General features: G+C 68.6%; 17 protein-coding genes, 1 tRNA gene and 2 pseudogenes. 15 read left to right on the plus strand and 5 right to left on the minus strand.

Annotated elements, in window-relative coordinates:
• The first annotated feature begins 123 nt into the window (after window positions 1-123).
• Together CSW63_RS19450 and CSW63_RS19455 are read left to right on the plus strand one after the other, a co-directional pair.
• On the plus strand, window positions 124-1,608 hold the full coding sequence (locus CSW63_RS19450; RefSeq protein WP_099503069.1) for an amidohydrolase: 1,485 nt from the start codon (window positions 124-126) through the stop codon (window positions 1,606-1,608).
• Between the two features lie 92 nt (window positions 1,609-1,700).
• The gene (locus CSW63_RS19455; RefSeq protein ID WP_062097627.1) at window positions 1,701-1,901 is read left to right on the plus strand and encodes a hypothetical protein; all 201 of its coding nucleotides are present in this window, start codon (window positions 1,701-1,703) and stop codon (window positions 1,899-1,901) included.
• Window positions 1,902-1,926: 25 nt separating this feature from the next.
• On the opposite strand, the gene CSW63_RS19460 is transcribed toward CSW63_RS19455, so the two are convergent.
• Together CSW63_RS19460 and CSW63_RS19465 are read right to left on the minus strand one after the other, a co-directional pair.
• Window positions 1,927-3,282 carry an ATP-binding protein gene (locus CSW63_RS19460; protein WP_062097629.1) on the minus strand — a complete coding sequence of 452 codons (1,356 nt, stop codon included), beginning with the start codon at window positions 3,280-3,282 and terminating at the stop codon, window positions 1,927-1,929.
• Window positions 3,282-3,940 (minus strand): annotated as a pseudogene (locus tag CSW63_RS19465) (response regulator transcription factor). The gene CSW63_RS19460 and the pseudogene CSW63_RS19465 overlap by 1 nt, the downstream one beginning before the upstream one ends.
• 147 nt (window positions 3,941-4,087) lie before the next feature.
• Between CSW63_RS19465 and CSW63_RS24220 the strand changes: the two are divergent.
• From CSW63_RS24220 to CSW63_RS19490, 5 genes are read left to right on the plus strand one after another with little or no spacing between them, the layout of a single operon-like run.
• Complete coding sequence (locus tag CSW63_RS24220) at window positions 4,088-4,585, plus strand: biotin/lipoyl-binding protein (protein WP_062097631.1); 498 nt, start codon at window positions 4,088-4,090, stop codon at window positions 4,583-4,585.
• Window positions 4,586-4,603: 18 nt separating this feature from the next.
• On the plus strand, window positions 4,604-5,125 hold the full coding sequence (locus CSW63_RS24225) for an efflux RND transporter periplasmic adaptor subunit (protein WP_082749611.1): 522 nt from the start codon (window positions 4,604-4,606) through the stop codon (window positions 5,123-5,125).
• A 1-nt stretch (window position 5,126) separates the two neighbouring features.
• The gene (locus CSW63_RS19480; protein ID WP_062097635.1) at window positions 5,127-8,213 is read left to right on the plus strand and encodes an efflux RND transporter permease subunit; all 3,087 of its coding nucleotides are present in this window, start codon (window positions 5,127-5,129) and stop codon (window positions 8,211-8,213) included.
• Window positions 8,210-9,469, plus strand: a complete 1,260-nt coding sequence (locus tag CSW63_RS19485; protein ID WP_062097637.1) for a TolC family protein — start codon at window positions 8,210-8,212, stop codon at window positions 9,467-9,469. Before CSW63_RS19480 ends, CSW63_RS19485 begins: the two co-directional genes overlap by 4 nt.
• A complete protein-coding gene (locus CSW63_RS19490; RefSeq protein WP_062097639.1) occupies window positions 9,466-9,822 on the plus strand; it encodes a hypothetical protein in 357 nt (118 codons plus the stop codon). The genes CSW63_RS19485 and CSW63_RS19490 overlap by 4 nt, the downstream gene beginning before the upstream one ends.
• On the opposite strand, the gene rutR is transcribed toward CSW63_RS19490, so the two are convergent.
• Window positions 9,819-10,586, minus strand: a complete 768-nt coding sequence (gene rutR / locus CSW63_RS19495) for an HTH-type transcriptional regulator RutR (RefSeq protein ID WP_082749613.1) — start codon at window positions 10,584-10,586, stop codon at window positions 9,819-9,821. The two genes, CSW63_RS19490 and rutR, sit on opposite strands and share 4 nt — an antisense overlap.
• 109 nt (window positions 10,587-10,695) lie before the next feature.
• On the opposite strand from rutR, the gene rutB reads away from it, so the two are divergent.
• The 5 genes and pseudogenes from rutB (at window position 10,696) to rutA (ending at window position 13,977) form a co-directional block, all read left to right on the plus strand.
• Window positions 10,696-11,412, plus strand: a complete 717-nt coding sequence (gene rutB, locus CSW63_RS19500) for a pyrimidine utilization protein B (RefSeq protein ID WP_062097641.1) — start codon at window positions 10,696-10,698, stop codon at window positions 11,410-11,412.
• A 9-nt stretch (window positions 11,413-11,421) separates the two neighbouring features.
• Window positions 11,422-11,503, plus strand: a pseudogene (locus CSW63_RS23915) (hypothetical protein); the annotation flags it as partial.
• A 60-nt stretch (window positions 11,504-11,563) separates the two neighbouring features.
• On the plus strand, window positions 11,564-11,953 hold the full coding sequence (rutC, locus tag CSW63_RS19505; RefSeq protein ID WP_062097643.1) for a pyrimidine utilization protein C: 390 nt from the start codon (window positions 11,564-11,566) through the stop codon (window positions 11,951-11,953).
• A gap of 6 nt (window positions 11,954-11,959) precedes the next feature.
• On the plus strand, window positions 11,960-12,760 hold the full coding sequence (rutD, locus tag CSW63_RS19510; protein ID WP_062097645.1) for a pyrimidine utilization protein D: 801 nt from the start codon (window positions 11,960-11,962) through the stop codon (window positions 12,758-12,760).
• Window positions 12,761-12,912: 152 nt separating this feature from the next.
• Entirely contained in the window at window positions 12,913-13,977 is a 1,065-nt protein-coding gene (rutA, locus tag CSW63_RS19520) for a pyrimidine utilization protein A (RefSeq protein WP_062097647.1), read from the plus strand.
• Between the two features lie 211 nt (window positions 13,978-14,188).
• Here rutA and CSW63_RS19525 read toward each other — a convergent pair.
• Both CSW63_RS19525 and cpdR read right to left on the minus strand, forming a co-directional pair.
• Window positions 14,189-14,263, minus strand: a tRNA-Val gene (locus tag CSW63_RS19525).
• 109 nt (window positions 14,264-14,372) lie between these two features.
• Complete coding sequence (gene cpdR, locus CSW63_RS19530; protein ID WP_010918630.1) at window positions 14,373-14,729, minus strand: cell cycle two-component system response regulator CpdR; 357 nt, start codon at window positions 14,727-14,729, stop codon at window positions 14,373-14,375.
• 153 nt (window positions 14,730-14,882) lie between these two features.
• Between cpdR and CSW63_RS19535 the strand changes: the two genes are divergently transcribed.
• The 3 genes from CSW63_RS19535 (at window position 14,883) to CSW63_RS19545 (ending at window position 20,745) form a co-directional block, all read left to right on the plus strand.
• Entirely contained in the window at window positions 14,883-15,824 is a 942-nt protein-coding gene (locus tag CSW63_RS19535) for an N-formylglutamate amidohydrolase (protein ID WP_062097649.1), read from the plus strand.
• Between the two features lie 501 nt (window positions 15,825-16,325).
• Entirely contained in the window at window positions 16,326-18,158 is a 1,833-nt protein-coding gene (gene typA, locus CSW63_RS19540) for a translational GTPase TypA (protein WP_062097652.1), read from the plus strand.
• A 160-nt stretch (window positions 18,159-18,318) separates the two neighbouring features.
• Window positions 18,319-20,745, plus strand: coding sequence for an EAL domain-containing protein (locus tag CSW63_RS19545; protein WP_082749614.1), 2,427 nt, complete (start codon window positions 18,319-18,321; stop codon window positions 20,743-20,745).
• The last annotated feature ends 100 nt before the right edge of the window (window positions 20,746-20,845 follow it).

The raw sequence follows: 20,845 nt of genomic DNA on the forward strand, positions 1-20,845 counted from the left end.
GGCCCAGGTACAAGTTTTCTCGATCCGAAGGTGAGGTTGCGGCGGCGAGCTGCGTCTTACCGATCGACCGCCTCCGTTCCGTTGTCCGGGGGCGCGGTCCTTCGCAGTCCGGGGAAACGTCCAATGAAGCTGTCCGCCCTCAAGCTCGCTCTCCTGTCGGCCACCGTGGCCAGCGGGGTCCTGGCGCCGCACGCCTTCGCCAAACCCGTCCCCGAGGCCGAGAAGGCGCAGATCCTCAAGCTCGTCGATGCGGACGCGGCCAACATCCAGGACGCGGCCCTGAAGATCTGGAGCTTCGCCGAGGTCGGCTATCAGGAGACCAAGAGCACGGCCCTGCTGCAGGACCAGCTGAAGGCCGCCGGGTTCGCGGTAAAGGCGGGCGTGACGGGCGAACCGACGGCCTTCATCGCCAGCTACAAGAACGGCGAGGGTCCGGTCATCGCCATCCTGGCCGAGTTCGACGCCCTGCCGGGACTGGCCCAGACCGCCGATCCGGTGAAGACCGGCATCCCCGGCCAGATCGCGGGCCACGGCTGCGGCCATAACCTGTTCGGCGCGGCCTCGGTCGGCGCGGCCGTCGCGCTCAAGGCATGGATGGTCAAGAACAACATCAAGGGCGAGCTGCGCGTCTACGGCACGCCCGCCGAGGAAGGCGGCTCGGGCAAGGTCTATTTCGTGCGCGACGGCCTGTTCAACGACGTCGACGCCACGCTGCACTGGCACCCGGCCAACAGCAACTCGGCCGTCCAGGGCGTGTCGATGGCCAATATCAGCGGCAAGTTCCGCTTCCATGGCGTCTCGGCCCACGCCGCCGGCGCGCCGGAAAAGGGCCGCTCGGCCCTGGACGGCGTCGAGGTCATGGACGTGGCCACCAACTTCCTGCGCGAGCACACGCCGGACAAGACCCGCATCCACTACGTGATCACCGCCGGCGGCACGGCCCCGAACGTCGTGCCCAACTTCGCCGAGGTCTACTACTACGTCCGCCACCCCGATCCCGCCGTGGTCAAGGACGTCTGGTCGCGGGTCGAGAAGGCGGCCGAGGGCGCGGCCATCGCGACCGGCACGACGGTCGACAAGGAAATCACCGGCGGCGTCTACGCCCTGCTGCCCAACGACACGCTCGGCCGCGTGATGGACGCCAACCTGCGCAAGGTCGGCGGGATCACCTGGACGCCGGAAGAGATCGCCTTCGCCAAGAAGATCCAGACCTCGCTGGTCAATCCGCCCTCGATCGACACGGTCAAGACGGAGGAGCCCTACAAGATCGAGCTGGAGGGCGGCGGCGGCTCGACCGACGTCTCCGACATCAGCTGGGTCACGCCGACCGTGGGCCTGGGCACGGCGACCTTCGTGCCCGGCTCGGCCGGTCACAGCTGGCAGAACGTCGCCGCGGCCGGCTCCTCGATCGGCGTGAAGGGCGCGGTAAACGCCGCCAAGACCCTGGCCCTGACCGGCGCGGACCTGTTCGCCAACCCCGACATCGTCAAGAAGGCCAAGGCCGAGCTCAACGAGCGCCGTGGTCCGAACTTCACCTACAAGGCCATGCTGGGCGATCGTCCGCCGGCCCTCGACTACCGCAAGCCCGCTGGGGCCGCGCACGAATAGCGATCGTCCGCCTCCCCGGCGATCGTCAGCGGCCGGCGCGTCCCCCCCCTTGCGCCGGCCGCGTCCTCTTTCACCCCTTGTTGGAGTCCCGTGTGAGCGACACCGTGGTCATCAGCGCCGAGCGCTTCGAGACGCTCAAGAACGCCCTGCCCGCCATCACCCGCGAGCACCTCACCCGCATCTATGGGATTAGCGAAACCACCTGGACCAAGCTGCGCCGCGGCGAGCCGATCAAGCGCAACACCTGGGAGCGCATGCAGGCTCGGCTGGCGCGCGTCCTTCCCGGCGCTTAACAGTCCCGACGCTCTCGTCGCCGCGCTAAGCAGTGATCGCCGGGAAGGTCAGGATCACCCGCAGACCGCCTGGCGGCGCGAGGTCCAGCACCACGCGACCTTCGTAAAGCCCGACCAGATCGCGCACGATCGACAGCCCCAGGCCATGGCCGGGCGTCCGCTCGTCCAGCCGCTCGCCGAGGCCGAAGACGTGCTCATAGCTCTCCGGCGGCAGGCCGGGTCCGTCGTCGTCGACGATGATCTCGGCGAAGTCGCCCCGGCGCCGCACCAGGATCTCCGTCCGCGACCGCGCCCATTTGCCAGCGTTGTCGATGACGTTGCCGAGAATCTCGCTGAGGTCCTGAGCGTCCACCGCGACGATGGGCTGGTCTTGGTAGTCGACGACGAACGACACGTCCCGGCGCGCATAGAGGCGCGAGAGGGCTGCGACCACCGGGTCCAGCGTCGCCTTGACATCCGCCGCCACGCCCGGCGCCCGCTTCAACGCCGCCGCGCGGGCGCGGGCGATCTGATAGTCGATCTGCCGGCGCATTCGCTCGCACTGCAGGATGACCACCTCGGCGGCCTCGCCCTGTCCGGCGGCGCGCATCCGCTCGGCCTCGTCGACCAGGATGGCCAGGGGCGTCTTGAGCGCGTGGGCGAGGTTGCCGGCCTGGGTGCGGGCGCGCCGCAGCATCTCGACATTGGCCTCGAGCAGGGCGTTCAGGTCGATCGCCAGCGGACGCACCTCGCTGGGGAGGTCCTCCGGCAGACGGCTCGCCTGGCCCAGGCGAACGGCCGACAGCGCGTGGCGCATGCGGGTCAGCGGACGCAGTCCGAACCAGACCTGGAGCATCGCCGCGCCGATCAGGCCAGCGGCGACGATCGTCAGCGACAGGAAGAGCGTCCAGTTGAATCGTCCCAACACCTGGTCGAGCAGACGCTGGTCCACGCCGATCCCCAGGCGCAGGGGCGCTCCGTGCGGGTTGGCGACCGAGCGCTCCACCAGGCGAACCTGCCCGGAGGGGCCGTCAATGAAGACGTGCCGCTCGACGCCGAGCGGGGGCAGCGGATCTGGCAACGGCAGGTCGCGCCCCGCCAGGGAGGGAGAGGTGATGGCCTGCCCGCCGGGGCCTTCAACCCGCCAGTAGAAGCCTGAATCCTTCGGCAGGAATCGGGGATCGCTCAGACGGCGATGCAGCGAAAGACCGCCATCCGGCGCGATGTCGATCAGCGCGGCCAGTTCGGCGGCGTGACCGTGCAACTCGTCGTCGAACTGCTGGGTCACGTGGGCCTTGAACAGTTCCGACAGCAAAAAGCCGCTGACGGCGAGGCCGGCGATGATCCAGACGGCGGCGCCGACGATCAGGCGCGTGCGAAAACTGGTCCACAGCTGGCGCATCAGGCGAACTTGTATCCCAGGCCTCGGATCGTCCGGATCGCGTCCTTGCCCAGCTTCTTGCGCAGGCGGGCGACATAGACCTCGATCGTGTTGGACTCCCGCGTCTCGTCCAGGCTGTAGACGTGGTCGATCAGTTCGCCCTGCGACACCACGCGGCCCGCGCGGTGCATCAGATAGGCCAGCACTTTCAGTTCGCGGGCGGTCAGCTCCACGGCCTCTTCGCCGCGCTGGACGGTCCCGGCCTCGGGGTCGAGCACGATGTCGCCGCGACGCATCACCGGCGACGACCGGCCCGCCGAGCGCCGCGTAAGCGCCCGCAGGCGCGCCACCACCTCGGCGTTCTGGAAGGGCTTGCCGAGATAGTCGTCGGCCCCGGCGTTCAGGCCCTCCACCCGGTCGGTCCAGGCGTCGCGGGCCGTCAGCACCAGCACCGGCATGTCGCGCCCCTCGCGGCGCCACTGCTTCAACACCTCCAGCCCCGGCAGGCGCGGCAGGCCCAGATCCAGCACCACGGCGTCGAAGTCGTTGGTGCGGCCCAGCAGCAGGCCCGTCTCACCGTCCCCGGCGCGTTCGACGACGAAGCTCGCCTCCGCCAGCGCCGCGGCGAGGCGAGGCGACGGGCGATTTCCGGATCATCTTCGACGAGCAGGACGCGAATGGCGGGTCTCCTTTGGCGGACGCCACAGCATAGCACTCCCGGCTGAAACGAACCTGACAGGACGCTTTCAGCTTCGTTTCAGCTTCGCTTCAGACACGCTTCAGGCTGGCGGCGCATCAGGGGCGCGTTCAATCCCCCGAGGAGCCCATGCCCCCCGCTCATCCCCTGGTCGCCGCCGCGCTCCTCGCCTGTCTCTTCAGCACCTCCGCCCTGGCCGCCGGTCCGATGGCCTTGAGCGCGGCGCAGGAGAAGGCCATGGGGATCGTCCTGACCACCGCCAAGCCAGCTTCAGGCGCGCCCGTGGCGGCGCTGCCTGGCGCGATCACGCCTCCGCTCAACGACCGGCGGGTGGTCGCCGCCCCCTTCGCCGGGACGGTGACGCGGATCCACGTGCTGGAGGGTCAGTCGGTCAAGGCCGGCGCGCCGCTGGTGACGCTGTTCAGCCGCGAAGCGCTGGCGGTGTCCTCGGAGCTCGTCCAAAGCCAGGCCGAACTGCGCGTGGCCGAGGCCGCCGCGCGACGGCTGCAACAGCTGGCCAGCGAAGGCGTCATCGCCGGCGCCCGGGCCGAGGAGGCGCAAGCCCGGCTGCAGCAGGCCCGCGCCATGGTCAACGAGCGTCGTCGCCTGCTCTCCGGCGCCGGCTGAACCCGTGGCGAGTACGTCCTGCGCGCTCCGACCGCCGGCCGCGTGGCGGCTGTCACCGCCCAGCCCGGCGGCGGCCTGGAGGCCATGGCCCCGGCCGTGACCCTGGACCGCGCCGATCGCCTGTGGGTCGAGGCGCGCGTCTCCCCCGAAGTCGCTCGCCGGCTGAAGGTCGGCTATCCGGTTCGGGTCGGCGACATCACCGGGCGCATCGTGGCGCTCGGCGCCAGCATCGATCCCAAGACCCGGTCCCTGCCCCTGCGCGCCGAACTGGCCACCGCCGCGGGCCTTGCGCCCGGTCAGACGGTCACGGTGACGGTGCTGAGCCCCGCACCGAGCGGCGCCCAGACCATTCCGCGCGGCGCCCTGGCGCAGGACAGCGCCGGCGCCCGCGTGTTCGTCAAGACCGCCGCCGGCTACGAGGCGCGCGCCGTGACGGTACTGGGCGCGGCCGGCGTCGAAGCGGTTGTGACCGGCCTCGCCCCCGGCGCGCGCATCGCGGCCTCAGGCGCGTCTCAACTGAAGTCGGCGCTGGGCCACTAGCATGCGCAAGCTCATCGCCCTGGCGCTCTCGCAGCGCCTGCTGGCCGCCGTGCTGGCCATCGCCCTGGTCGGACTGGGCGCGAACGCGTTCCTGAAACTGCCCGTCGACGCCTTTCCCGACATCTCGCCGACCCAGGTGAAGATCATTCTCAAGGCCCCCGGCATGACCCCAGAGGAGGTCGAGAGCCAGGTCATCACGCCGCTGGAGATGGAGCTGCTGGGCATTCCCAAGCAGGCCATGCTGCGCTCGACGGCCAAGTACGCGATCGCCGACCTGACCATCGATTTCGCGCCGGGCACGGACGTGTACTGGGCCCGCCAGCAGACCGCCGAGCGCCTATCCAACGCCCTGGGCGCCTTGCCGGCGGGCGTCAGCGGCGGTCTCTCGCCCATCTCCACGCCCCTGTCCGACGTCTTCATGTTCACGCTGGAGGGCGAGGGCCTGACGCTGGAGCAGAAGCGCACCCTGCTCGACTGGACCGTCCGCCCGGCCCTGCGCGGCCTGCCCGGCGTCGCCGACGTCAACGTGCTGGGCGGCCGGGCCAAGACCTTCGAGGTCTCGCCCGATCCCGCCGCCCTGGCCGCCTCGGGCCTGACCGCCCAGGCGATCATCGACGCCATTCCCGCTTCGAACCGCAACGACGGCTCGGGTCGCCTCAGCGAGGGCGAAGAGGCGCTGGTCGTGCGCGTCGCAGGGGCGATCACCAGCCTGGACGACCTGCGCGACACCGCCATCGCCTTGCCCGGCGGGGGCGTCGCGCGCCTCGGCGATCTGGCGGAGGTCAGCGAAGGCGCCCTGACCCGCTATGGCGCGGTGACCGAGAACGGCCGCGAGGAAGCCGTTCAGGCCATCGTCATCGCTCTGCGGGGCGCCGACGCCAAGGCGGTCGTCCGATCGGTCGAGGCGCGGCTGAAGGAGATCCAGCCTTCCCTGCCCAAGGGCGTCACCATCAGCCCCTTCTACAATCGCTCCGACCTGATCCAGCGCGCGACCGGAACCGTCAACAAGGCCCTGGTCGAGGCGACGGTCCTGGTGGTCATTCTGCTGCTGCTGTTCCTGGGCGATCTGCGGGCCGCCACCATAGTGGCCGTGACCCTGCCCCTGGCGGCGTTGACCACCTTCCTTTTGATGAAGACCTTCGGCCTGTCGGCGAACCTGATGAGCCTGGGCGGACTGGCCATCGCCATCGGCATGCTGGTCGACGCCGCCGTGGTCGTGGTCGAGAACACCGTCGAGCGCCTCGACAACCCGAGCCTCACCGGCTCCCGTCGCCTGCACGCGATCTATGAAGCCGTCGCCGAGGTCGCCGCGCCGGTGACGTCGGGCGTCTTGATCATCTGCCTGGTGTTCCTGCCCCTGCTCAGCCTGCAGGGCCTGGAGGGCAAGCTGTTCGCGCCGGTGGCCCTGACCATCGTCTTCGCCCTGGGCTCGTCGCTGCTGCTGTCGTTCACGGTGATCCCCGTCCTGGCCGCCTTGTTGCTGAAGGCCCATCCGCACCAGGAGTCCTGGATCATGCGCCGGATCGGGCCGTTCTATGAACGCCGACTGGCCAAGGCCCTGGCGCGTCCCAAGCCGGTCTTCGCGGCGGCCGGCGGCGGCATGGTGCTGGCGGCGATCGCCTATGTGCTGATCGGGAAGAGCTTCATGCCGACGATGGATGAAGGCGCGATCCTGATGCAGCTGGCCAAGCTGCCCTCGATCAATCTCGACGCCAGCGCCCGGCAGGACATGGCGGTGCAGCGCGCGATCCTGGCGCAGGTGCCCGAGGTGAAGCGGATCGTCGCCCGTGTCGGCTCCGACGAGCTCGGCCTCGACCCCATGGGCCTGAATGAGACCGACAGCTTCCTCGTGCTGGCCGACCGCAAGGATTGGCGCAAGAAGGACAAGGCCTGGCTGACCGAGGAGATCCGCAAGGTCGCGGCGCAGTTCCCCGGGGTGGAGGCCACCTTCACCCAACCCATCGAGATGCGGGTGTCGGAGATGCTGACCGGCAGCCGCGGGGACCTGGCCGTCAAGGTGTTCGGCCCCGACCTCCGGACGCTGGGAGATCTGGCCGGCCGCATCGAGGAGACCCTCAAGAAGACGCGCGGCGCCTCCGACGTCTATACCGTCGCCGGCGACAGCGTGACCTACCTGCAGCTGGACGTCGACCGGGCCGCCGCCGTGCGGGTCGGCCTCTCCGCCCAGGCCCTGCAGCAGGAGCTGCGCGCTCAGCTGGAAGGCGCCCCCGCCGGGGTGGTCTTCGAGCAGGGCAAGCGTACGCCGATCCTGGTCCGGGGGCCGCAGGACCTGCGCGAGGACCCGGTCCTGTTCGAACAGGCCCAGATCGCCACGCCCGACGGCGGCGTCGTGCGCGCCGGCGACGTGGCCCGCATTCAGCGCCGCGAAGGTCCGGTCAAGATCGACCGGGAGAACGCCTCCCGCTTCGCCGTGATCCAGGCCTATGTCCAGGGTCGCGACCTGGTCGGCTTCGTCAAGGAAGCCCAGGCCAATGTCGCGCGCGAGGTTCCGCTGCCGCCAGGCTACCGTATCGCCTGGGGCGGACAGTTCGAGAACCAGAAACGCGCCGCCGCACGGCTGGGCGTGGTGGTGCCGATGGCGCTGGGTCTGATCTTCCTCGTCCTGTTCATCAGCCTGAAGTCCACGCGCCAGTCGCTGCTGATCCTGGCCAACATTCCGTTCGCGATGATCGGCGGGTTGGTGGCCCTGTGGATCTCAGGCGAGTACCTCTCGGTTCCCGCCTCGGTCGGCCTGATCGCCCTGCTGGGCATCGCGGTGCTCAACGGCCTGGTTCTCGTCTCGCACTTCAACGAGCTGGTGCAGCGCGGCCGCGACGTCGCCACGGCCGTCACCGAGGGCGCGCGGCGCCGGCTGCGGCCGGTGCTGATGACCGCCAGCATCACCGCGCTGGGCCTGGTGCCGCTGCTGACCGCCACCGGTCCCGGCTCCGAGATCCAGCGGCCGCTCGCCATCGTCGTGGTGGGAGGTCTGGTGACCTCCACCCTGCTCACCCTGATCCTGCTGCCCATTCTCTATCGCCGCTTCGGCGTCGAGCCCGGGGCCGCAGCGCTGGAGGCTTCATCGTGAAAACCGTTCTTCTCGCCGCCGCGGCCGGCCTGGTCCTGGCCTCCGCCGCCAGCGCCGCCGACACCGGCTGGACGCGCCCGGATTTCCTGCCCAGCGACGCGCGCATCCTGTCGGCGCTGGAGGGCTCGCCGGAGCTGGCCGAGGCCCGCGCCCTGCAACGCGGCGCCGAAGCCGAACAGCGCGGCCTGGCCGCCGGTCCCCACGAGACAACGATCGGCCTCTCCAGCGATCGACGCCGGGTGCGCGGCGAAGGCGACTTCGCCGAATGGTCCTTGCAGGCCAGCCGGGCCCTGCGCTCGCCGGGCAAACGGACCCTCGACCTGGCGGCAGGCGCGGCGGGCGCCCTGGCCGCGCGCGACAGCGTGGATGACGCGCGCCACCAGGCCTCGCTGCGCCTCGCGGGACTGTGGATCGAATGGCTGGAGGCTGAGGCCCGCATCGCGGTCGACCGCGACGAGATCGCCGTCGAGCAGAAGGAGGTCGCGGCTCTTCGGCGTCGGGTGGAACTTAAGGACGCCGCCCTGCTGGATCTGGAACTGGCGCAGGCGGCGCTGGCCCGCGCCCAGGCCGCCCTGGCCGAAACCCAGGGACGCGCCGAGGCCGCGCGCTCGGCGCTCGACATGCTCTACCCGGGCTTGGCCCCGGCCCAAGCGCCGGCCCTGTCCGAGCCGGTCGCCCCGACCCGCGCCCTCGACGACTGGATCCCGGTGGTCATCGCGCGAAGCCACGAGATCACCATCGCCAAGGCGCTGGCGGATCGCGACGGCGCGCTGGCCCGTCGCGCGAAGCTGGATCAGCGTCCCGACCCGACCCTGGCCCTGCGGGTGTTCAACGAGCGCGGCGGCGCCGAGACGGGCGCGGGGCTCACGGTCAGCATTCCGTTCGGCGGCGCGGGACGCTCGGCGACGGCCGAGCGCCAGACCGCGTCGGCCTCCGCCGCCGAAGCGCGCTATCGGATGGTGGCGCGCAACGTCGAGGCCGAAGGCCGCAACGACGTGGCCAAGGCCCGATCGGGCCTTTCGGCCTGGGCGCGTTCGCGCGAGGCGACAGCCGCCGCCGCACAGGCCGCCGATCGCGTTCAGCGGGCTTACGCCCTGGGCGAGCGGGACCTGACAGACGTGCTCGCGGCCCGCCGTCAGTTGTTCGACGCGCGCCGCACCGAGGTCTCGGCGCGCGCGGCCGCCCAGGGCGCCTTGCTGCGTCTGGCTCTGGACGCCCACGAACTCTGGCTTTCCGAGGAGGAAGGGTCGCAATGACGGTGATGGTCGGCTTGGCGCTTGCTGTGGCGCTTTTTCAACCTAAGTCGACCACCACGGTCGTGATCGGCGACATCGGCAGCCGCGCGTTCGTGTTCCGGTCGGTCGGCCTCGACCAGCGTCGCGAAAGCCGCCCCGTCCTGCGCGGATGGATGTGCCGCCGCGCGCCCGGCGCGTCCGTCCAGCGTCTAGCCGTCATCGCCGAAGACCGCGCCGGCGCGGTGATCTGGAAACAGGTCGTCGCGCCCCCGGCCTTTGCGCCCGGGCGAAGCGGTGAGTGTCGCGTCCTGCGGATCGCCGTTCCCCCCGACGTTGCCCCGAACGCCGCCGTCTGGCGATTGGCGCGCCCCTAGGGCGCGACGCCGTCCCGCGCTCGCACCCCATCCAGCACCAGGGCCGTCACCGCCGCCACGGCCTCTTCCAGAAAGCCCTTGTCGGACAACGATCCGCCCGACAGCGCGCGCACCTGGACGGCGAAGTCGGCGTAGTGCTGGGTCAAGGCCCAGATGGCGAAGATCAGATGCGGCGGGTCGACGGAGGCGAGCTTGCCTGTCGCGACCCAATCCTCGATCACGGCGACCTTGGCGTCGAACACCGCCTTGAGCGGGCCCGTAAGAACCGGCTTCAACAGCGGTGCGCCGCGTAGCATTTCCAGGGCGAACAGGCGCGAGACCTCGGGATGGTCGCGACTCATCGCCAGCTTGGCCTTGATCAGGGCGCTGATCGCCTCGGCCGGATCGTCCTCTGGCCGGAAGCCGGCCAGCGGCGCCAGCCATCGCGACAGTCCCTGCTCCAGCACAGCCACGTAGAGCGCGTCCTTGGACGGGTAGTAGTAGAGCAGATTGGCCTTCGACAGCCCTGCGGCGCGGGCGATGGCGTCGAGGCTGGCCCCGTCCAGGCCCAGGCGCGCGAAGACCGACAACGCCGCCGCCAGGATCACGGCCTTACGGGCCTCGCCGGCCTGGGCGCGACGGCCGGCCGGCGGCGGAGCGTCCGCCGTTTCGCCTGCCGATTGGGCGGCCTTGACCAGAGCGCGGGCGCCGGAAGACCTCGCGCCGCCGCGACCGGCCATGCGCCCCCGCGGCGGCTTGACGGACTTGGCGGCGGGACCGGTCATCGGCTCTCGAACTTGGACCAAATGGTCAAACTTGAACCAGATGGTTCGGATTGCAGCGTTCGGCGGAATGGTATTCCATGCAGGCTGGACATCACAAGGAGCCGCGCCGATGAGCTCGCCGATCGCCCCGCTGTCGCCCGGCTGCGTGATGCTGCCCGCCCGGCCCGAGCCCCTGCCGATCGATCCCAAGACGACGGCAGTGATCGTCATCGACATGCAGAACGCCTACGCCTCGCCCGGCGGCTATCTGGACCTGGCCGGCTTCGACATCTCGGGCGCGGCCGGGGTGATCGACAAGATCGCCGAGATCCTGCCTGTGGCCCGCGCGGCCGGCATGACGGTGATCTATTTCCAGAACGGCTGGGACGACCAATATGTCGAGGCCGGCGGTCCCGGCTCGCCCAACTGGTGGAAATCCAACGCCCTGAAGACGATGCGCGCCCGGCCCGAACTGCAGGGCAAGCTGCTGGCCCGGGGCCAGTGGGAATATGAGCTCGTCGACGCGCTCAAGCCCCTGCCCAGCGACATCCAGCTGCACAAGACGCGCTATTCCGGCTTCTTCAACAGCCAGCTGGACAGCGTGCTGCGGGCGCGCGGCATCCGCCACCTGGTGTTCGTCGGCATCGCCACGAACGTCTGCGTGGAGTCGACCCTGCGCGACGGCTTCTTCCTTGAGTATTTCGGGACCGTGCTGGAGGACGCCACCCACCAGGCGGGCCCCGACTTCGTCCAGAAGGCCGCGCTTTTCAACATCGAGAGCTTCTTCGGCTGGGTGTCGAACACCACCGACTTCAAGGGAACGTTCGGACAGCTGGCGCCGTCATGAGCAGCTTAAATCAGGTGTCATCCCGGCCGTAGCGAAGCGGAGAGCCGGGACCCAGGGGTGGCCTCACCAGCGGCGGCCCCTGGGTCCCGGATAAGCCCTCCGGGCTTTCCGGGATGACACGTTTGGACCTGGAAAAAGGAACGAGACCCCAATGCCCAAGACCGTCATCACCCCGCCCGGGACAGGCGTCCCCATCGCCCCATTCTCGCCAGGAACGATGGCCGACGGCGTCGTCTATGTCTCTGGCACCCTGGCCTTCGACAAGGACAACAACGTCGCCTTCCCCGGCGACGCCGAGGCCCAGACCCGGCAGGTGCTGGAGACCATCAAGTCTGTCATCGAGACCGCCGGCGGCACGATGGAGGACGTGACCATGAACCACATCTTCCTGACCGACTGGGTTCACTACGCCCCGATGAACAAGGTCTACGCCGAGTACTTCCCCGGCGACAAACCGGCCCGCTACTGCATCCAGTGCGGCCTGGTGAAGCCCGGCTTCGTGGTCGAGATCGCGTCCGTGGCGCACGTGGGGAAGAAGTAGCCAGCCATGACTTCAGGCGTCGTCGACGGCATCTTCTACGAGCTCCACGGAGGCCCTGTCGCCGGTAGAGACGCCGTGCTGCTGTCGTCGGGCCTGGGCGGCTCGGGGGCGTTCTGGGCGCCGCAGATGCAGGCCCTGACCGAGCGCTGGCCGGTGGTCACCTACGACCATCGCGGCACGGGCCGCAGCGTTCGCGAACTGCCGCCCCACTACACCATCGCGCACATGGCCGATGACATGGTCAAGGTCATGGACGCCCTGGGCCTTTCCAAGGCCCACGTGGTCGGCCACGCGGCCGGGGGCAATGCGGGGCTGCAACTGGCGCTGGATCACCCTGATCGCCTGGCCAAGCTGGTGGTCGTCAACGGCTGGAGCCGTCCCGACCCGCACATCAAGCGCTGCTTTGACACCCGCCTCCATCTGCTGAACGACACGGGCCCGGAGGCTTATGTCCACGCCCAGCCGATCTTCCTCTATCCGGCCGACTGGATCTCGCGGAACCACACCCGGCTGATGGCCGAGGAGGCTCACCACGTGGCAGGTTTCCCGCCCCGCGAGGTCATGCTGGCGCGGATCAACGCCCTGCTGGCCTTCGACATCGACGCGCGGCTGGAAGAGATCACACACCGGGTGCTGATCAGCGCCAGCGCCGACGACATGCTGGTGCCGATGCTCTGCTCCCAGCGCCTGGCCGGCCGCCTTCCCAACGCCGATTTCCAGCAGGTCGCCTGGGGCGGCCACGGCTTCACCGTCACCGATCCCGAGACCTTCAACGAAGGTCTGGTGACGTTCCTGGAGGGGACGTGACCTTAGTTCCTCCCCCGCGATGCGGGGGAGGTGGCCCAAAGGGCCGAAGGGGGCTGGCGGCGCCAATGTCCAGCGCGCCCCCTCAGTCGCTCCGCGACAGCTCCCCCGCATCGCGGGGGAGCATCTTCAATCCCTAGAAGGCTAATCATCCCATGCAGGTCGGCGTCTTCATTCCCATCGGCAACAACGGCTGGCTCATCTCCGAGACCTCGCCGCAGTACATGCCCAGTTTCGAGCTGAACAAGGAGATCACCCAGAAGGCCGAGCAGTACGGCTTCGACTTCGCCCTCTCGATGATCAAGCTGCGCGGGTTCGGCGGCAAGACGCAGTTCTGGGAGCATAACCTCGAGAGCTTCACCCTGATGGCGGGCCTCGCTGCGGTGACCTCCAAGATCAAGATCTTCGCCACCGTCGCCACCCTGACCATCCCGCCGGCCATCGTGGCGCGCATGGCCTCGACCATCGACTCGATCGCGCCGGGCCGCTTTGGCGTGAACCTGGTCACCGGCTGGCAGAAGGCCGAGTACAGCCAGATGGGCCTGTGGCCGGGCGAGCAGCACTATACCGACCGCTACAACTACCTGGCCGAATACACGACCGTGCTGAAGGACCTGCTGGAGACCGGGGTGTCGGACTTCAAGGGCAAGTACTTCCAGATGGACGACTGCCGGGTCAGCCCGCACCCCAAGGAAACCAAGCTGATCTGCGCCGGCTCGTCCGACGAGGGCCTGGCCTTCACGGCGCAGTACGCCGACTACAGCTTCGCCCTGGGCAAGGGCGTCAACACCCCGACCGCCTTCGCCAGCGTCAACCAACGCCTCGAAGCCGCCGCCGCCAAGACCGGCCGCGACGTCCAGTCCTTCATCCTGTTCATGGTCATCGCCGACGAGACCGACGAGAAGGCGCTGGCCAAATGGCAGAAATACCGCGACGGCGCCGACCAGGAGGCCCTGGCCTGGCTGACCCAGCAGGCGGCGCCCAACGCCAAGGCCGGCGCAACCACCAACACCCAGCAGCTGGCCGCTCCGGAGTCTGCGGTGAACCTCAACATGGGCACGCTGGTGGGCAGCTATGCGAGCATCGCCCGGATGATGGACGAGATCGCGCAGGTCCCCGGCACGGCCGGCGTGCTGCTGACCTTCGACGACTTCGTGCAGGGGGTGCAGGACTTCGGGACCAAGATCCAGCCGCTGATGAAGAGCCGAACGGCGCGATGAGCATCTCAGGCCGGCTCAGCCAGGGTCATCCGCCGCCGGTGGTCGCCAAACGACTATCAGAGCTGCACGGGCACGAAGGGCGTTCCAGACGCAGGGGCGCGCGCAACGCCACGTCGCAGCGGACGGCGAATTGAACGGGAACCGCCCGAAACATGCGAGAAATCGAACGATCGATTTCGCCGCAACACTTTGACGTCATGGAAGAAGGGAATGGTGGACGCGACAGGGATTGAACCTGTGACCCCTACGATGTCAACGTAGTGCTCTCCCGCTGAGCTACGCGTCCGCCGAAGCGATCCGAAGCGTCTTCGTGAAGACGTCCCGGCCGGGAAGGTGTGGGGGTATAGCGGCGGCTCGCGGACTGCGCAAGCCGCCTTTCGCAACTTTTTATGCGGTCAGGCGGCCATCATCTTTTCCACCTCGGCGACAAGGTCGCGCAGGTGGACGGGCTTGGACAGCACCTTGGCGCCGGCGGGCGCGCGATCCTGCGCCGAGAGGGCCACGGCGGCGAAGCCGGTGATGAACATGATGCGCAAGGACGGGTCGCGGGCGGCGGCCTGGCGGGCGACCTCGATGCCGTCCATGCCCGGCATGACGATGTCGGTCAGCAGCAGGTCCCAGGGATGATCCAGGTGCTGGACGGCTTCCTCGCCGTCGGCGCAGGCCTGGACTTCGAAGCCGGCGCGCTCCAGCGCACGGGCCAGGAAGCCGCGGAGGGAGTCGTCGTCTTCGGCGAGGAGGATGCGGGCCATGAGGTCACGTGTCCGGGGTCAAGGTCGTCGATAGAGGATCCACCTTAGCGCCTCGTCCGTAAATCGGGGATGAACCTAAACGTCGCGGCTGTGGACGGATTAAAGAGGGCGATTGAGGTTTGACCCCGCGCCGCGACGCTTCGATGATGAAGCATGAGCGCGTGGCGCCCCCTTCCCGACGATTCGAGAGCCGACGAAACGCTTTCGAGCCCCCCGCTGGAGACCTTCGCGGGGCCGGCGTTCGAGGTGCTGCGCGCCGCGCCGGTCGGGGCGCCGCCGCCCACGGCGCTGGTGTTCGCCTCACCCCATTCCGGGGACGTCTATCCCGATGAGATGATCGCGGCCGTCCGCCTGCCGCTCGAAACGCTGCGCGCCTCGGAGGACGCCTTTGTCGACCGCGTGATCGCCCGCGCGCCCACCCTGGGCGCGGCCGTGGTGCGCGCCCGCTTCGCCCGCGCCTATGTCGACCTGAACCGCGAGCCCTGGGAAATGGACCCGGCGATGTTCGATGGGGATCTGCCGGACTACGCCCAAGGTCGGACCGCCCGTGTCGCGGCCGGACTGGGAACGATTCCGCGCGTCGCCAGCGAAGGGCGTCCGATCTATGGCCGCAAGCTGTCGTTCGAGGAGGCCAGGGCGCGGGTCGAGCTGGCGCACCGGCCCTATCATGACGCGCTGGACCGCCAGCTGGCTGCGGCGCGGGCCGCCCACGGCGCGGCGATCCTGATCGACTGGCACTCGATGCCGGCCGTCGCCGCGCGGGGGCAGCGCTCCAAGGGCGGCGGCGCCTGCGACATCGTGCTGGGCGATCGTTTCGGCGCGGCCTGTTCGCCGAAACTGACGGCGCTGGTGGAGCGGGAGCTGGAAGGGCTGGGCTACAATGTCGCCCGCAACGCACCCTATGCCGGCGGCTATACCACCGAACACTACGGCCGCCCGGCCAGGCGCACCCACGCCCTGCAGATCGAGATCAACCGGGCGCTCTATATGGATGAAGCCACCCGCGCGCCTACCGAGGGCCTGGCCAAGCTGACGGCCGACGCCGAAGCCCTGACCCGGGCGCTGACGGGACTGGATCTGGCGGCGCTGAAGTAGCCGCTTGGCGACACGCCCCAGCGCATTGTCCTGGATCAACGACACCCGCCGACGCTGAGGCCAAAAAAAAGCCCGGTGAAACCACCGGGCCAGTTCATTAGGGAGGAAACGCCCAGGAAGGGCAGAAGCGGCAGCGCCGCCTCACAGGATTGTTTCTAGAGTGCGGCGCAAAATTAGGCAAGCGGAAAACGAGCGTTTGACGTCTTTTTTTTGCAGCGCACCCGTCACAAACCCCTTTGATCACGGGGGTTGCGGAACAGCGCTATGCGAAACCGCCTAAAAAGCAGGCATATTGCACTGCACAATTTGTTGCGTATGAAACCGTCTCGGATGAGAAGACGCCGCAAACACAAGCGGGATAAGACTTTCGCGATGACACCGGTGTCCTGCGACAAGTGTTTCCAACCGTCGGGGGTGGATAAATTGTACGCGTTCGCGTAAAAGCCGCGCGCCTGACGCGATGCGTCATCTCCTATTCCTCCCGAAAGTCCGTCCGCCCCCATGTCCATGCGAAATATCGCCATCATCGCGCACGTCGATCATGGCAAGACCACCCTCGTCGATCAGCTGCTGGCTCAGTCCGGCGTGTTCCGCGCCAACGAAGCCACCACCGAACGAGCGATGGACTCGAACGACCAGGAGCGCGAGCGCGGCATCACCATTCTCGCCAAGTGCACCTCGGTGCTGTGGAACGGTGAGGCGGGCGAGACCCGGATCAACATCATCGACACCCCCGGTCACGCCGACTTCGGCGGCGAGGTCGAGCGGATCCTGGGCATGGTGGACGGCTGCGTCCTGCTGGTCGACGCCGAGGAAGGCGTCATGCCGCAGACCAAGTTCGTGCTGACCAAGGCGCTGAAGATGGGCCTGCGCCCGATCCTCTGCATCAACAAGGTCGACCGCGCCCACGCCGACCCGGACCGCGTCCACAACGAAACCTTCGACCTGTTCGCCGCCATCGGCGCCACGGACGAGCAGCTGGACTTCCCGCACATCTACGCCTCGGGCCGCAATGGCTGGGCGACGCTGGACCTGAACCAGCCGAACGACAACCTGGCGCCGCTGTTCGACCTGATCGTCCGCCACGTTCCGCCGCCCAAGGTGGCCGAAAACAAGGACAAGCCGTTCCAGATGCTGAACGTGCTGATCGAAAGCGATCCGTTCCTGGGCCGCCTGCTGACCGGTCGTATCGCCAGCGGCAAGGCGATCCCCGGCATGGCCATCCATGCCCTGGACCGTGACGGCAACGAGATCGAGCGCGGCCGCATCACCAAGGTGCTGGCCTTCCGCGGTCTGAAGCGCCAGCCGGTCGACGAAGGCGCCGAGGCGGGCGACATCGTCGCCATCGCCGGCATGAGCAAGGCCACCGTGGCCGACACGCTTTGCGCCATGGAAGTCACCGAGGCCCTGCCCGCCCAGCCGATCGACCCGCCGACCATCTCGATGACCGTTTCGGTCAACGACAGCCCGCTGGCCGGCCGCGAAGGCGACAAGGTCCAGTCGCGCGTCATCCGCGACCGCCTGCTGCGCGAAGCCGAGAGCAACGTGGCCATCCGCGTCACCGAGACCTCGGAGAAGGACGCCTACGAAGTCGCCGGTCGCGGCGAACTGCAGCTGGGTGTCTTGATCGAGAACATGCGCCGCGAAGGCTTCGAGGTGTCGATCAGCCGCCCGCGCGTGGTCTATCAGACCGGCGAGAACGGCGAGCGCCTGGAACCGATGGAAGACGTGGTCATCGACGTCGACGACGAGTTCACCGGCATCGTCATCGAAAAGCTGTCGGCGCGTAAGGCCGAGCTGAAGGACATGGGCCCGTCGGGCGCGGGCAAGACCCGCATCCAGCTGCTCTCGCCCTCGCGCTCGCTGATCGGCTATCAGGGCGAGTTCCTGACCGACACGCGCGGTTCGGGCGTGCTGAACCGCGTGTTCAGCCACTACGAGCCCCACAAGGGCCCGATCGACCAGCAGCGCAAGGGCGTGCTCGTCAGCAACTCGGACGGTGAAACGGCGGCCTACGCCCTGTGGAACCTGGAAGAGCGCGGCGTGATGTTCGTCGGCGCCGGCGAGAAGACCTACCAGGGCATGATCATCGGCGAAAACAGCCGCTCGGACGACCTGGACGTCAACCCGATGAAGGCCAAGCAACTGACCAACGTCCGCGCCTCGGGCAAGGACGAGTCGATCCGCCTGACCCCGCCGCGCCGCATGACTCTGGAACAGGCCATCGCCTATATCGAGGACGATGAGCTGGTCGAGGTTACGCCGAAGAACATCCGCCTGCGCAAGCAGGTCCTGAACCCCTCGTTCCGCAAGAAGCGCAGCAAGGAAGACTAGGATCTCCAGATCCGACCAGAAGGGCCGCCGTTCTCCGGAACGGCGGCCTTTTTTCTGGGCCGCGTCATCTTGTCGCCCGCAGGCGACTTAACCCCGGATTTACCGAAAAGAACGATGTTCTGACGGGGAAATCTCGGTTCCGGAAGACCAAGGATCGCGCGTGCGCGCCACCATCAGTTCGCTGCTCCATCGCGCCGTCGCCTCCCTCCAGGTCCCCGCGCTGGCGGACGCCCCTGAGGCGCTGGCCGGTCGTGTGCGCATGGAGCAGGTGCAGAGCATCCTGCGCATGACGCCGGTGATGATGAGCGCCAACATCGCCATCGCCTTCCTGGTGTCCATGGCGGGCCTGACCCACCCCCACCGCGTCACGATCGGCGTGTGGGCCGCGCTGGTGATGAGCTACGCCCTGCTGGGGCTTCGCGGCTGGGTCGCCTCGCAACGCAGCAAAACTGGAAAGGCCGCCGTCTCCGCGCGGGGCGTTCGTCGCATCGCGCTGCAAGCCGGCGTTCTGGGATGCCTCTGGGGCGCCCTGCCGCTGATGACCCTTCGCCCGGGCGACAATAGCGCCTTGCCGATGATGGTCGCCTCGGTGACGGCCGGGATGGTCGGTTGCGGCGGCTTCGCCCTGCTGACCCTGCCCGCCGCCGCCATGGCCTATTCGACGCCGATGGTTCTGGGCTCGGCCTACATGCTGGCGGCCAGCGGCGATCCGATTCTCTATGCCTTGGGCGGCCTGCTGCTGTTCTGCTACGCGGTCGTCACCGTCTCGTGCCTGTCGCACGCCCGGATCTTCGTCGAGCGGCTGATCGCCGCCGATGAGCTGGAAAAGCAGAAGCAGGTCGTCAGCCTTTTGCTCTCCGACTTCGAGGAAGGCGCCAGCGACTGGCTCTGGGAGGTCGACGCCTCGGGCCGCCTGACCTACGTCTCAGACCGAATGGCCGCCGCCGCCGGCGTGCCGAAGGAGACCCTGCTGGGTCAGCCGATGTCGGACCTGTGCGGCGCGGCCGAAGGCCCCGGCGGCGCGTTCGCCGCCCTCTCGGCGCTGTTCGCCGAGCAAAAGACCTTCCGCGACATGGTCGTCTCGATCACCAGCGGTCCGGACACCGAGTCCCAGACGGCCCACTGGTGGTCGCTGTCGGCCAAGCCGGTGCATGACCTCGACGGCTGCTTCATCGGCTTCCGGGGCGTGGGCGCCGACATCACCCAGGCCCGCGAGGACCAGGAGCGGATCTCGCGCCTGGCGCACTACGACGTCCTGACCCAGCTGCCCAACCGCCTGTCGCTGCTGCAGTCGCTGGGCCAGGCCTGGCTGGAGCACGGGCGCGAGTCGGGCGCGGGCTGCGCCGTGATGTGTCTGGACCTCGACCACTTCAAGGGCGTCAACGACAGCCTGGGCCATCCGGTGGGCGACGCCCTGCTGGTGCAGGTGGCCTCGCGGCTGCGGACCTGCGTCGGTGACGCGGGCATGGTCGCCCGTCTCGGCGGCGACGAGTTCGCGGTGATCTGCGCGCCCGCGCCCAGTCGCGAGGCCTTGGCGACCCTGGCGCTGTCAATCGTCGAGACGCTCTCGGCGCCCTACGACATCTTCCGGCACAACGTGCTGATCGGCGCCAGCGTGGGCATCGCCGTGGCCCCGCAGGACGCCGACGACCCCGATGGCCTGCTCAAGAACGCCGATCTGGCCCTTTACCGCGCCAAGGGCGACGGCCGGGGGGCCTATCGGTTCTTCGAGACGGCCATGGACGTCCTGGCGCAGGAGCGCCGCGCCCTGGAGCTGGACCTGCGTGAGGCGCTCGCTCGCGACGAGTTGAAGCTGTTCTTCCAACCGCTGATCGGCCGCCGCGACAACGAAACCACCGGCTTCGAGGCGCTGTTGCGCTGGCAGCACCCGACGCGCGGCCTGGTGCCGCCGTCCGACTTCATCGAGTGCGCCGAGCAGTGGGGCCTGATCGGCAAGATCGGCGAGTGGGTGCTGACCGAGGCCTGCCGCACGGCCGCCACCTGGCCCTCGCACCTGACGGTCGCGGTCAACCTGTCGCCGAACCAGTTCACCTCTGGCGACCTCGTCGATCAGGTCCGCGCGGCGCTGGCGGCCTCCAACCTGACGCCCTCGCGCCTGGAGCTGGAAATCACCGAGGGCCTCTTGCTGCATGACAGCGCCAAGACCCTGGAACAGCTGGCCGCGCTGAAGGCGCTGGGCGTCAAGATCGCCATGGACGACTTCGGCACCGGCTATTCCAGCCTCGCCTACCTGTGGCGGTTCCCGTTCGACAAGATCAAGATCGACCGTTCGTTCGTGGCCGAGATGCAGGACAATGCGGCCATCGCCGATATCCTGCGCACGATCGCCCTGCTGGGCCAGACCCTGAACCTGGAGGTCACCGCCGAGGGCGTGGAAACCCAGGCCCAGGCTCAGCTGCTGGCCGAGATGCGTTGCGACCAGTTCCAGGGCTTCCTGTTCGGTCGGCCGATGCCGGTCAGCGACATCCCGAGCTTCCTGGTCTCCAACCTCGCCCAACGCATGCGCCGAGGGCACGAGGCGGAGCCGGACGACGCCGGACTGCTCAATTCCCAGGCCCCGGGCTAAACCGTCAGCAAACCGTCACAAATAAAGTAACATTCTGCATACTTAGCGCAGTACGGGGCAGGTTAGCCGCCCCGACTCTCAGGGATGGCCAACCTGAGGG

Source organism: Caulobacter sp. FWC26, assembly GCF_002742645.2.
Classification (GTDB): domain Bacteria; phylum Pseudomonadota; class Alphaproteobacteria; order Caulobacterales; family Caulobacteraceae; genus Caulobacter.

What these genes read in the sequence shown, in the direction of transcription:
- CSW63_RS19450 (WP_099503069.1), top strand. Translation starts at nt 124, where the DNA reads ATGAAGCTGTCCGCCCTCAAGCTCGCTCTCCTGTCGGCCACCGTGGCC.
- CSW63_RS19460 (WP_062097629.1), bottom strand. Translation starts at nt 3,282, where the DNA reads ATGCGCCAGCTGTGGACCAGTTTTCGCACGCGCCTGATCGTCGGCGCC.
- CSW63_RS24220 (WP_062097631.1), top strand. Translation starts at nt 4,088, where the DNA reads ATGCCCCCCGCTCATCCCCTGGTCGCCGCCGCGCTCCTCGCCTGTCTC.
- CSW63_RS19480 (WP_062097635.1), top strand. Translation starts at nt 5,127, where the DNA reads ATGCGCAAGCTCATCGCCCTGGCGCTCTCGCAGCGCCTGCTGGCCGCC.
- CSW63_RS19490 (WP_062097639.1), top strand. Translation starts at nt 9,466, where the DNA reads ATGACGGTGATGGTCGGCTTGGCGCTTGCTGTGGCGCTTTTTCAACCT.
- rutR (WP_082749613.1), bottom strand. Translation starts at nt 10,586, where the DNA reads ATGACCGGTCCCGCCGCCAAGTCCGTCAAGCCGCCGCGGGGGCGCATG.
- rutB (WP_062097641.1), top strand. Translation starts at nt 10,696, where the DNA reads ATGAGCTCGCCGATCGCCCCGCTGTCGCCCGGCTGCGTGATGCTGCCC.
- rutC (WP_062097643.1), top strand. Translation starts at nt 11,564, where the DNA reads ATGCCCAAGACCGTCATCACCCCGCCCGGGACAGGCGTCCCCATCGCC.
- rutD (WP_062097645.1), top strand. Translation starts at nt 11,960, where the DNA reads ATGACTTCAGGCGTCGTCGACGGCATCTTCTACGAGCTCCACGGAGGC.
- rutA (WP_062097647.1), top strand. Translation starts at nt 12,913, where the DNA reads ATGCAGGTCGGCGTCTTCATTCCCATCGGCAACAACGGCTGGCTCATC.
- cpdR (WP_010918630.1), bottom strand. Translation starts at nt 14,729, where the DNA reads ATGGCCCGCATCCTCCTCGCCGAAGACGACGACTCCCTCCGCGGCTTC.
- CSW63_RS19535 (WP_062097649.1), top strand. Translation starts at nt 14,883, where the DNA reads ATGAGCGCGTGGCGCCCCCTTCCCGACGATTCGAGAGCCGACGAAACG.
- typA (WP_062097652.1), top strand. Translation starts at nt 16,326, where the DNA reads ATGTCCATGCGAAATATCGCCATCATCGCGCACGTCGATCATGGCAAG.